This window comes from Zeimonas arvi (assembly GCF_008039575.1).
Classification (GTDB): Bacteria; Pseudomonadota; Gammaproteobacteria; order Burkholderiales; family Burkholderiaceae_E; genus Zeimonas; species Zeimonas arvi.
Genome location: NZ_VDUY01000004.1, coordinates 171,580 through 183,586, shown reverse-complemented (window position 1 = coordinate 183,586; position 12,007 = coordinate 171,580). Strand labels below are relative to the sequence as shown.

Sequence of the window (12,007 nt, the reverse complement as noted above, 5' to 3'; positions counted from 1 at the left end):
CTCCGGATCGTGGGGGCTCAGGCGGCGTCGAAGCTGACGACCGCGCCGTCGACGTCGGGGAACAGGTTCAGGATGCTGGTGAAACCCGAGATCTCGAGCACCCTGAGCACCGGCGGCGACACGCCGGCCAGCCGCAGGTCGCCGCCGCGCCGGCGCGCATCCTTCACCGTTGCGAGCAGGGCCCGCAGGCCCGCGCTGCTGATGTACTCGACCTGGCGCAGGTCGGCCACCAGCCTGAAGCGGTCGTTGCCGAGCGCGTCGGACATCGCGCCGGTCAGGGTCTCGGCGGTCAGGCTGTCCACGCTGCCCGCGATTTCGACGACCGTGACGTGCTCGACGGTCCTCATCTGGATCTGCATCTGCGGTTTCCTCGCTTTGTCGTTTTAGTGATTCTTTCGGTTCTGCGCTCAGTGCCGGTTCGAGTCCGACGGCCTGAAGCGACGGATCATCGTGAGCCGGTTGCCGCCGCCTTCCCGGGGGGCGTGGCGGACTTCGTCCATCAACTCGCGGATCAGGAGCCAGCCCAGCCCGCCCATCGGCCTGTCCTCGACGGCTGCCTGCAGGTCCGGGACCGGCGCGGCGTCGGGCGCGAAAGGCCGCGCCCGGTCGGCGATCTCCACCCTCACGCCGCCGGGATCCCCGGCGATCGTCAGCTCGATCGGCCCTGGGGGCATGTCCGCATAGCCATGCTCGATCACGTTGACGCAGGCCTCCTCGACCGCCAGCCGCACCGCATGGGCCGTCTGCTCGTCGAGGCCCGCCTCGCTGGCGACCTCGATCGCGAAGCCGAGCAGTTCGGGCAGGCTGGCGCGCACCGCCTGGCAGCTCAGGTTGCGCACGATCCGCCGCCGTGTCGTCGCCGCGCTCACCCGCCCGCTCCGCTCAGGCCGAGCAGCGCCGCGATCTTCTCCAGCAACCGCGACAGCTCGACCGGCTTGGTGTCGAAATCGTCGCAGCCGGCCGCCATCGCCTGCTCGCGGTCGCCGGCCATCGCGTGGGCGGTCAGCGCGATCACCGGGATGCGCCGGGTCGCCTGGTCGGCTTTCAGCCTGCGGGTCGCTTCCCATCCGTCGATCACCGGCAGGCTCAGGTCCATCAGGATCAGGTCGGGCGCCGAGTCGTGCGCGCGCGCGATCGCTTCGCCGCCGTCGACCGCCTGCACCACCTGGTAGCCCTGCCGCGCAAGACGGCGCGAGAGCATGTCGCGGTTGAGCTCGTTGTCCTCGACGAGAAGGATGGTCGTCATGATCGTGGTTCTCCCGCCGCGGCGCGCGGCGCCTGCCCTCCGGCGGACATGCGGACGGGGATCCGCACGGCGAAGCGTGCCCCGTTCCCCGGCACGTTCTCGGCCTTCAGCTCGCCGCCCATCATCGCGCACAGCCGGCGGCTGACCCGCAGGCCCAGGCTGGGCGTGGCGGGATCGAGCGAGGCCAGCTCCTGCGCCACGTCCAGCGGCAGGGCCAGCATCGCCAGCTGCTCGTCGGCCAGCCCCGGGCCGGAATCCACGACCTCGAACGCCAGCCAGTCGCCGTCGACCTTCGCCGACAGGGACACCCGGCCGTTGCGCGAGCGCCGTCCGGCGTTCAGCAGCAGGTTCACCAGCACCTGCTTCAGTTTCGGCGCGTCGCCCAGCCACGCGCCCTCGCCGATCTCGGCGCGAACGTCGAGGACGTTGCCGTTGCGCTCGACCACCGGCTTCGCCAGGGCGCCGAGATCGCGCAGGATCCGGCCGAGGTCCAGCCGCTCGAGCGCCGCGCGCTCGTCGCGCATGTCGTGGAATCGCGCCAGCGCGATCATCGTGTCGAGCGTGTCGCGCATCTGCAGGCCCGCCGCCCGGATCGCCGACAGGTCGTGCCGGCGCTGCCGCAGCGAGGCCTGGTCGAGCTCCTCGTTCAGCAGCTCGCTGTAGCCGATGATCGCGTTCAGCGGCGTGCGAAGCTCGTAGCCGGTCTTCGACAGGAAGGCGAGGCGCGCGTCGATCGTCCGCTCCGTGGCCGCGGCGCCGCCGACCAGCGGACTCAGGTCCTCGATGCAGGCGATGACCGTCTTCTCGCCGGCGTAGCCCAGGTACTCGGCCGAGATCCAGCCCGGGAAGCGCGTGCCGTCGGCGCGCTGGAACTCGATCTCGAGCCGGCGCACCCGTCCCTGGCGCGACAGCGTGCCGAGGAAGCGCTCGCGGTCGACCGCCTCGGCGTAGTACAGGTGGTGCACCGACTTGCCGATCAACGAGGCGACCGTGCAGCGGAACAGCTCCTCGCAGCGCGGGTTGCACTCGAGGATCACGCCGTCCGCGATGCGCACGATCAGCAGGAAGACCGGTGCGTTGTCGATGAGGCCGCGCACCGCCGACGCGTTCTGCTCTGCCGAGCGTCGGGCCCGCAGCAGCTCCATCTCGGAATGCTTCATGCGGGTGACGTCCTTCGCGAAGCCCTCGAAGTGGCTGACCCGGCCGCGGGGGTCGCGCACCGCGCGGGCGTCGAGAGACAGCCAGATCAGCTCGCCGTCCTTGCGCCGGGCCTGGCAGTCGAAGTCGGCGACCGCGCCATCGCGCATCAGCCGCGATCGCAGGTCGGCCAGCTGGGCCGGATCGGCGAACAGCTGGCGCGACAGGTCGGTCACGTGCTCGCGCATGTCGTCGGGCGAGTCGTAGCCGAGGATGCGCGCGGTCGCCAGGTTGACTTCGGGATGCGCGCCGTGCGCGGGCAGCCGGAACACCAGCGGCGCGCTGGCGCTTTCGGCGAGGATCCGGTAGCCCTCTTCGGTGAAGCGCCAGCCGTCCGCGGCCTGCCCGTCGCCCGTGCGCCCCTGGGCCGCTTGCGCGCCGCCCGCCCGGGCCGGCGCAGCCCCGGGGGTGGCCGAGCCCGGCGTACCGGCCTGCGCGGCGGCGCGGGCCGGCGCCTCGCCGGGGGCCGCCGGGCGCTTCGCCGAGACCGGCGAGGTCACGATGAAGCGCGTGCCGCGGCCGAGCTCGCTCTGCACCTCGATCCCGCCGCCCATCAGCTCGCACAGCCGCTTGCTGATCGCCAGGCCCAGCCCGGTGCCGCCGTACTTGCGCGTGGTCGTCGAGTCGGCCTGCGTGAAGGGGCGAAAGAGCATGGCCCGCTGCTCGTCGGTCATCCCGATTCCCGTGTCGGCGACCTCGATCCTCAGCAGCTCGGCGCCGTCCCTGCCCGCCGTCCGGGTCGCGCGCACGGTGACGGTACCGTCATGGGTGAACTTGCCGGCGTTCGACAGCAGGTTCAGCAGCACCTGCCGCAGGCGGATGCTGTCGCCGGTGATGGTGCCGAGGTCCTCGGGCACCTCCGTCTCGAGTCGGTTGCCCTGCTTGCGTATCAGCGGCAGCGCGGTCGCGCAGACCTCCTGGATCACCAGCCCGGGGCTGAACTGGTCCACGACCAGGTCGATCTTGCCGGCCTCGATCTTGGCCAGGTCGAGCACGTCGTTGATCAGCCCGAGCAGGTGCTTGCCGGCGCCCTGGATCTTCTTCAGGTCGTCGAGCAGCGCGGCATCGGCCTGCTCGCCGAGGTCCTCCTGGACCATTTCACTGTAGCCGATGATCGCGTTCAACGGCGTGCGCAGCTCGTGGCTCATGTTGGCCAGGAAGGCGCTCTTGGCGCGGTTGGCCGACTCGGCCAGCTCGCGCGCGCGCTCGGCCTCGACCCGCTCGGTCTCGGCCAGGTCGTAGGTGGCCTCGAGCACCCGTTTCTGCTCCTCGAGCTCGGTGCGGCGCTCCAGCGCCTCGCGCTTGGCGCGTTGCGCCCGGCGCGCCTCGACGTACGAGCGCCAGCCGAACACCGCAGTGAACAGCACGACGCCGATGCCCGACAACGCGGTCGTGAGCATCGACGAGTCGGGCTCGAAGCGAAAGCCGGTCGCCACGCCGCCCAGCCCCATCCCGACCACCGACCAGCCGACGCCGTTGACCGCGTGCCTGGCGCCGCCCACGCTGAGGTTGGTGGCGTTGACCGACGCGAACATCGTGACGCCGGCCCAGACGCTGAAGCCGCTCAGCGCGGTGATCAGGCCGGTCATCAGCGAGTCGACCAGCAGGTTGCGCAGTTCGGCTCCCTTGGAGTCCGGGCTGCGGCACGCGATCTGGTAGCCGATGTGCGACCAGGCGAGCAGGTAGAAGCCGGTCACCGCCCAGACCCAGGTCGGCGTCGGCCGGCCGATGTAGACCGAGCTCACCACGACGAAGATGGCCAGGTGCGCCATGATCCGCACCGGGTAGTCGAGCTCGACGATCGGATGGACCTTGCGGCGCGCCGCGACTGGTGGCTGTCGCGCCCCCGTGCGGGCGGCACCGACAGTGCTCATCCTGTCCCCCTTGAACTGGATTCTGCGGGAATCTTCGCCAGCTTCGTTCTTCTTCTGGCCAGGATGCCTCGTTGCCGGACTCCTGGCCTCGGGCGTGGCCGGCAAGCGCGCCAGCAGGCTGTCACTTGTACCGCCGGGCGCTGCGCCCGTCAAACTCCTTTTCGGACTTTCCGGCCTTTCTCGCGTCTTCTCGCACAGGGCGCGGCTTTCGGGCGGCCTTCACCAGGTGTCGACGAAGCCGCGCCGCGGCGGCAGCGGAGCCGCCGATGCCGACTCGAGCCCCCGCGCCAGCCAGCTCCGCGTGACGGCGGGATCGATGACCGCGTCGATCTCGAGGTGCACCGCGGTGCTGACCGCCGAGCCCTTCTCGTACTGACTGGCCACCAGTTCGCGGTACAGCGCCTCGCGCTCCGGGCCCTCGGGCGCCGCCTCGAGCTCCTTGCGAAAGCCCAGCCGCACCGCACCCTCCAGGCCCATGCCGCCGAACTCGCCGGTAGGCCAGGCCACGGTGAAGGCCGGCGCATGGAAGCCGCCGGCGGCCATGGCCATCGCGCCCAGGCCGTAGCCCTTGCGCAGCACCACCGCGAAGTACGGCACCCGCAGCTTGGCGGCCGCCACGAACATCCGGCTCACGTGCCGGACCTGGGCACGGGTCTCGATCTCGGGTCCCACCATGAAGCCCGGCGTGTCGACCAGCGAGACGATCGGCAGGCCGTGCGCATCGCACAGCTGGACGAAGCGCGCCGCCTTGTCGGCGGCGTCGGCGTCGATCGCGCCGGACAGATGCAGCGGATTGTTGGCCAGCACGCCCACCGGCCGGCCCTCGATGCGCGCCAGCGCGGTGTGGATGCCGGCGCCGAAGCCGGTTCGCAGCCACAGCAGCGAGCCTTCGTCGACCAGCCCCCGCACCGCGGCCCGCGTGTCGTAGACCCGCAGACGGTTCTCGGGCACCACGCCGCGCAGGGCCTCCTGGTCCGGCGCCTGCCAGGCGTCGATGCGGCCCTGGAACATCGACAGGTAGTGCCTGGCGGCGGCCACCGCCTGCGCTTCGTCGTCGACCAGGATGTCGATCACGCCGTTGGCGTGCTGCACCGGGCTCGGCCCGATCTCCTCCGGCCGGAACGCGCCCAGGCCGCCGCCCTCGATCATGGCCGGCCCGCCCATCCCGAGGTTGCTGTCGCGGGTCGCGATGATCGCGTCGGCGCAGCCCACCAGCGCGGCGTTGCCGGCGAAACAGCGGCCCGCCACGATGGCGACCACCGGCACCTGGCCGCTCAGCGCCGCGAAGGCGCCGAAGGTGCTCAGGTCGAGCCCGGCCACCACCGGCATGTCGACATCGCCTGGCCGCCCGCCGCCGCCTTCCCCGAACAGCACCACCGGCAGGCGCTGCCGGGCCGCCAGCTCGAGCATCCGGTCGGTCTTGGCATGGTTGCGAAAGCCCTGGGTGCCGGCCAGCACGGTGAAGTCGTAGGCCATGACCACGCAGCGCGACCGTTCGGCGCCGAAGCGCTCCCGGTTGACGCTGCCGATGCCGGTGACCATGCCGTCGGCCGGCGTGTTCGCGGCCAGGTCCTCCATGCTGCGGCGACGGGTCTGGGCCGCCACGGCAAGCGCGCCGTACTCCACGAAGGAGCCCGGGTCGCACAGGTCGGCGATGTTCTCGCGCGCGGTGCGCAGGCCCTTCGCGTGACGACGGGCCACGGCCTCGGGACGGGCCGCATCGAGGGTGAGGGCGTGGCGCTCGATCAGCCGCTGCAGGTCCGGGCGGATGGCGCGCGGGTCGCCGGCGTGCCCGGCCGCCTCGCCTGCCTGGTCGACGCCGGCAGCCTCGATCACCGCCAGCGGCTGCGCCTCCAGGACCTGGTCGCCGGCCTGCGCGCGCAGCGCGACGACCCGGCCGGTCGCGCCGGTCTGGACCGTGTGCTCCATCTTCATCGCTTCGAGCACCGCCACCGTCTGGCCGGCGCGCACCGTGCCGCCCACGGCCACCGCCAGGTCGACCAGCCTGCCGGCCATCGGCGCGCGGACCGCATGCAGGCCCTCCGGCACGGCCTCCTCGGCCGGTCCGCGCGAGGGCCCGGCGGCCTGCAGCGCGTTCGCGTGAGCCGAAGACGCGCTCGCGGCAGCCGCCTGCGCGCCCGCGCGGTCCTGCGCTTCGAGCTCGGCCGCACGCGCCAGCAGCGGCGCCAGGATGGACTCCACGTGCCGAGTGTGCACCGCCTGCGTGGCGAACTCCTCGCGCTCGGCCAGCGCGCGCAGCAGGTGCAGGTTGGTGGCGATGCCCGCGATCCGCGTCTCGGCCAGCGCCCGCTGCCCGCGCCTCAGGGCCTCGGCGAAGTCGCCGCGCGCCGACACGATCAGCTTGGCGAGCAACGTGTCGAAGTTGGGCGAGGGCGCGTAGCCGGGGCGCCCGTGGGTGTCCACCCGCACGCCGGGACCGGAGGGCAGGTCGAAGCGATCGAGGCGCCCGGCCGCAGGCCGCGCCAGGCCCTGCGCGTCGAGCGTCTCGGCGTTGATCCGGAACTGGATGGCGAATCCCTCGGGCCGCGGCGGGCGCATCGGATCGAGCCCGACCTCGCGCAGCGAGCGGCCGGCCGCGATGCCGAGTTGCACCGCCACCAGGTCGACCCCGGTGACCGCCTCGGTGATCGTGTGCTCGACCTGAAGGCGCGGGTTGGCCTCGATGAACACGAAGGGCAGCTCCGGGTCGGGCCCCTCGTCCACCAGGAACTCGAAGGTGCCCAGGCTGCGATAGCCGGCCTCGCGCGCCATGCGCAGCGCCGCCTCGACGATCCGCTCGCGCAGCGCCGGCGACAGCGCCGGGCTGGGCGCGATCTCGACCAGCTTCTGGAAGCGGCGCTGGAGCGTGCAGTCGCGCTCGCCCAGCGCGATCGCTGCGTGCCCGTCGCCGACCACCTGGACCTCTACGTGACGGGCCCGCGCGATCAGTCGCTCGGCATAGACCGCGTCGAGCCCGAAGGCCGCGCGCGCCTCCGAGGTGCAGCGCGCGTAGGCCTCGGCCAGCGCCTCGCGCGAGGTGACCGCGCGCATCCCGCGCCCGCCGCCGCCGCCGACCGCCTTGATCACGATGTCGGGCCGGACATCGAAGAAGGCCTCGATCTCGGCCAGCGTGGCCCCGCCGCGCGTCGACGGCATGACCGGCACGCCGCACTGGCGGGCGTGATCGATCGCCGCCGCCTTGTCCCCGAAGAGCTCCAGCTGGGCCACCGTGGGGCCCACGAAGACCAGCCCGGCGCGCGCGCAGGCCGCCGCGAACTCCGGCCGTTCGCTCAGGAAGCCGTAGCCGGGGTGGACCGCGTCGCAGCCGGTGCGCGAGGCCGCGTCGACGATCGCCGCGATGTCCAGGTAGGCGCCCGGCCCGCTCGCGTCGAGCGCCACCCGCTCGTCGGCGAGTTCCAGGTGCGGCAGCGCGGCGTCGTCGCGCGAATGGATCGCCACCGTGGCGATGCCCAGGTCGCGCGCGGCGCGCAGGATGCGCAGCGCGATCTCGCCGCGGTTGGCAATCAGGAGCTTGTTCACGCGAGGGTCGTCCTTCGGCGTCGGCCGCATGTCGGCATCAATCTTCCTTCAGCAGGCGGCGCAGCATCTTGCCGGCGCCGGTGGCCGGCAGCGAGTCGCGGAAGGCCACCCGGCGCGGCGCCTTGTACACCGCCATGTTCTCGCGCGCCCAGGCAACGATGTCCGACTCGCTGGGCCGGCCGGCCTCGGGCAGGCCCGGCTTCAGCACCACGAAGGCCTTCACGATCTCGCCCTTCTCGGGATCGGGCACGCCGATCACGCCGGCCTGCGCGATCGCCGGATGCCGGATCAGGATCGACTCCACCTCTTCCGGGAACACGCTGTAGCCGGAGACCTTGATCATCTCCTTGAAGCGGCCCATGAAGGTGAGGTAGCCGTCGGCGTCCACCCGCCCCATGTCGCCGGTGTGGACCCAGCCGTCGCGCAGGGTCTTGGCGGTGGCCTCGGGCTTCTTCCAGTAGCCCTTGAACACGCCGCGCCCGCGGATGGTGATCTCGCCCGGTTCGCCGGCCGGCATCTCGCGGCCGCTGTCCGGATCGACGATGCGCACTTCGTTGCCGGGCACCGGCTTGCCGTGGGTGCCCCAGCGGATCGCGTCGGGCGGCATCGCCGTGTCCATCGTGTGCGTCTCGGACAGGCCGTAGGCCGCCTCGTAGCTCAGGCAGTTGGGCGCGAACTCGCGCCATTGGCCCGCCAGCGCCTCGGTGAACGCGATCCCGAAGCTGGTCACCGGGTTCATCTCGAGGCTGGCCAGGTCGAAATCCTTAGCGCCCGGCACCTGCATCGCGGCCACGTTCATCGGCGCGATGCTGTACCACCAGGTCACGCGATGGCGGGCGATCGCCTGCAGCACGGCCTTCGGGTCGAAACGATGGAAAAGCACGGTGGTGGCGCCCGCGTACACGGTCATGTTCACGCCCATCAGCATGCCAGCGATGTGGTAGAGCGGCGCGATCGCCAGCATCGTGTCGCCGGCGCCCACACGGTAGATGTCGCAGGACACCTCGGTCTTGTAGAGCGCGTTGCCGAAGCTCAGCATCGCGCCCTTGGGCAGGCCGGTGGTGCCCGAGGTGTAGGTCATCAGCGCGACGTCGTCCATGGCCACCCCGACCGCCGGCGGCACCGCGCCGCTGCGCGCGGCCGCGAGGAAGTCCTCGGCGCCTTCCAGGATCGCGGTCGGCCGCGAGGGGACCGCGCCCCGCTGCGCGAGCTCCTGCGCGAGTTCCGAGCGCTCCTGCGCGAGCTCCTCAGGCAGGTCCATCGACGGGAGCTCCGGCAGCAGGTCCGCGTAGCGCACCACGAACACGTGCTCCAGCGCGGTCGCCGACCGCACCTTGTCGACCACCGGCATCAGCGGCGCCGCCGCCACGATCACCCGCGCGCCCAGGTCGTCGAGCTGGTACCGCAGCTCGTGTTCCTTGTTGAGCGGCCCGCAGGGGCAGACGATCGCGCCGAGCTTCTGGATGCCGTAGTGCGCGATCAGGTACTGCGGACAGTTCTGCATGAACAGCGCCACCGGCTCGCCCTTGCGCACGCCCAGCTCGGCGAGCCGCGCGGCGAAGCCGTCGCTCAGCCGGTCGAGTTCGCCATAGCTCAAGGCCGCGCCGTACCAGAGCACCGCCGGGTGGGCAGGCCGCGCGCGGGCGTGATCGCGCAGGTGTTCGTGCAGCGGCTTGGGGGCGCCAGTGCCAGTCATCGCAGGTCTCCGCCGGGGATTGGATGCGTCGGTCAAAGGATGCCACAATTCTACCGATGAGTAGAACCGGGTCATCCGCTGTCGACCACGCCGCGCCGCACGCCGGGCGGTCGCGCGCCCCTGCGCCGGGCGCGGCCACCGGCCGCCAGGCCTTCGCCACCGCCGGCACCGACGAGAAGCGCGAGCGCATCATGGCCGTGGCCGCCCGGCTCTTCTTCGAGCACGGCTACGCCAGCACCACCATCGCGCTGATCGCGCGCGAGCTGGGCGTGACCAAGCCCTTCGTCTACTACTATTTCCGCGACAAGCTCGAGCTGTTCGAGGCCATCTCCTGGCGGCCCACCGTGGAGTGCCTGACCGCGATGGACTTCGACCCGGCCGACCCGAGGCCCGCCCACCTCAAGCTGGCCGAGGGCCTGGAGAAGCTGATTCGCGCCACCGTGGCGCACCACCCGGCCGCCACGCTGCCCTACCGCGAGCCGCAGGTCTACGGCGCCGGCTATCGCAAGGCCGCCAGGCGCCTGGCCGACGGCTTCTACGCGAAGACCGCCTCGCTGCTGGAGCAGGCTCGCCGCGACGGCCAGGCCGACTTCGACGACGCCAAGGTCACTGCGCTGGCCGTCGCCGGCATCCCGGGTTTTCTGCACGCGTGGTACCGTCCGGCCGGCCGATTCGGCCCGGACGAGATCGTGGCCCAGCTCACTCGAATCGCCGTGCGGGCGGTCGGACTCCGGCCTGGCCTCCGGCCTGATAATAGGCGTCGTTGATCCACTCCAGACAGGTTCTTTCCACCATGACCCAGCCCCGCGCCCAGCTCTGCATCTGGACCGACGTCGACCCCGCCTGGGAGCTCGACTTCAACCGCTGGTACGACCGCGAGCACATGCAGGAGCGCGTCGCGATCCCCGGCTTCCAGTCGGCCCGCCGCTTCCAGGCGCTCGGCGAGTGCCCGCGCCCCTGGCTCGCGCTGTACTACACCGACACCCTCGACGTCTTTCGCAGCGAGCCCTATCGCAAGGCCTTCGCCAACCAGACCGAATGGTCGCTGCGCAACTTCGAGCGGATGCGGGGCACGCAACGGCGCGTCGGCGAGCTCGCGCTCGAGCTCGGCGAGCCGGGCGGCGAGGGCGGCGCCCTGGCCGCGTTCGTGATCCCCGAGAGCGGCGCGGACATGGCAACGCTGCGCGAGGCGCTCTCCCGGGCGGTTCGGGAGGATCACGTCGTGCGCGGCTCGGTGCTGCGCACGGACTCGGGGCTGTCCTCGCCGGTCACGCCCAACACACCGCCGGCGCCGGCCGATATGATGGTGACCATCGAGGCCACGCAGCCCGAGGCTGCGCTCGAGCACGCGCAGGCGCTGGCCGGCGCGCTCGGCGTGGCGCCCGAAGGCGTCTACGCCTTCAGGATGCTCTGGCGCCTCGGCGCCTGATCCTTTCACGATCCCGCAACCGATAACCCGAAGGAGCTCCGCTGATGAACCCGATTCGTCGCTACACGCTGCCCGCCATGGCCGCGCTGGCCTTGTGCGCCACCACCGCCCAGGCCGCCGAACGCTGGAATCTGTCGGCCGAACAGCCCGACGGCAACTACATCACCGTCACCGCCCGGGAGTTCGCCGAGGACGTCAACAAGGCGACCAAGGGCGAGGTCGAGATCAAGGTGCACTCGAACTCGGTGCTGTTCAAGCGCCAGGAGGTCAAGCGCGCGGTCCAGACCGGCCAGGTCCAGGTCGGCGACATGCTGATCTCCTTCCTCGGCAACGAGGACCCGATCTACGAGGTGGACGCAGTGCCGCTGCTGGCGCGCGACTTCGACAGCGCCTGGAAGCTCTGGCAGGCCAGCCGCGAGAAACTCGCCGCCCGCCTCGAGAAGCAGGGCATCAAGCTGCTGTACAGCGTGCCCTGGCCGCCGCAGAGCATCTACACCAAGAAACCGGTCACCAGCATGGCCGACTTCAAGGGCATGAAGTTCCGCGCCTACAACGCCGCCACCGCCCGCCTGGCCGAGCTGATGGGCGCGGTGCCGGCCACGGTCAACTCCGGCGACGTGCCGCAGGCCTTCGGCACCGGCCTGATCGAGGCGATGATCACCTCGCCGGCCACCGGCGTGGACACCCAGGCATGGGACTTCTCCAAGTACTACTACGACGTGAAGGCCTTCATCCCGAAGAACGTCACCATGGTGAACGCCCGCGCCTTCGCCAAACTGTCGCCCGACGCCCAGAAGGCGGTGCTGGCGGCGGCCGAGCGCGCCGAGAAGCGCGGCTGGGAGCTGGCCCGCGCCAAGACCGACGAGCTGGTGGCCACGTTGAAGAAGAACGGCATGGAAGTCGGCCCGGCGCCCGCCGCGGTCGAGGCCGAGCTCGGCAAGATCGGCGCGACCATGGCCGAAGAGTGGCTGAAGAAGGCCGGCGCCGACGGCAAGGCCGTGCTGGACGCCGCCAAGCGCTGACCC

At 71.6% G+C, this 12,007-nt stretch carries 9 protein-coding genes; 3 read left to right on the top strand and 6 right to left on the bottom strand.

From position 1 onward, the window contains the following. Positions 1-17: 17 nt before the first annotated feature. From FHP08_RS11150 to FHP08_RS11125, 6 genes are all read right to left on the bottom strand, one after another. Positions 18-359, bottom strand: coding sequence for an STAS domain-containing protein (locus FHP08_RS11150; protein ID WP_147704533.1), 342 nt, complete (start codon positions 357-359; stop codon positions 18-20). 48 nt (positions 360-407) lie between these two features. Beyond that, entirely contained in the window at positions 408-869 is a 462-nt protein-coding gene (locus FHP08_RS11145) for an ATP-binding protein (protein ID WP_187272263.1), read from the bottom strand. Further along, on the bottom strand, positions 866-1,246 hold the full coding sequence (locus tag FHP08_RS11140; protein ID WP_147704531.1) for a response regulator: 381 nt from the start codon (positions 1,244-1,246) through the stop codon (positions 866-868). The genes FHP08_RS11145 and FHP08_RS11140 overlap by 4 nt, the downstream gene beginning before the upstream one ends. Next, positions 1,243-4,317: an ATP-binding protein gene (locus FHP08_RS11135; RefSeq protein WP_147704530.1), complete on the bottom strand. Its 3,075-nt coding sequence runs from the start codon at positions 4,315-4,317 to the stop codon at positions 1,243-1,245. Before FHP08_RS11135 ends, FHP08_RS11140 begins: the two co-directional genes overlap by 4 nt. A 219-nt stretch (positions 4,318-4,536) precedes the next feature. Continuing rightward, a complete protein-coding gene (locus FHP08_RS11130; protein ID WP_147704529.1) occupies positions 4,537-7,857 on the bottom strand; it encodes a carboxyl transferase domain-containing protein in 3,321 nt (1,106 codons plus the stop codon). A gap of 37 nt (positions 7,858-7,894) precedes the next feature. Continuing rightward, a complete protein-coding gene (locus tag FHP08_RS11125; protein ID WP_147704528.1) occupies positions 7,895-9,553 on the bottom strand; it encodes an AMP-binding protein in 1,659 nt (552 codons plus the stop codon). A 56-nt stretch (positions 9,554-9,609) separates the two neighbouring features. Between FHP08_RS11125 and FHP08_RS11120 the strand changes: the two genes are divergently transcribed. From FHP08_RS11120 to FHP08_RS11110, 3 genes are read left to right on the top strand one after another with little or no spacing between them, the layout of a single operon-like run. After that, positions 9,610-10,320: a TetR/AcrR family transcriptional regulator gene (locus FHP08_RS11120; protein ID WP_147704527.1), complete on the top strand. Its 711-nt coding sequence runs from the start codon at positions 9,610-9,612 to the stop codon at positions 10,318-10,320. Between the two features lie 26 nt (positions 10,321-10,346). After that, a complete protein-coding gene (locus FHP08_RS18450) occupies positions 10,347-10,982 on the top strand; it encodes a DUF4286 family protein (RefSeq protein ID WP_187272262.1) in 636 nt (211 codons plus the stop codon). Positions 10,983-11,026: 44 nt separating this feature from the next. Beyond that, positions 11,027-12,004 (top strand): TRAP transporter substrate-binding protein, encoded by a 978-nt coding sequence (locus FHP08_RS11110; RefSeq protein ID WP_147704526.1) that lies wholly within the window; start codon positions 11,027-11,029, stop codon positions 12,002-12,004. The last annotated feature ends 3 nt before the right edge of the window (positions 12,005-12,007 follow it).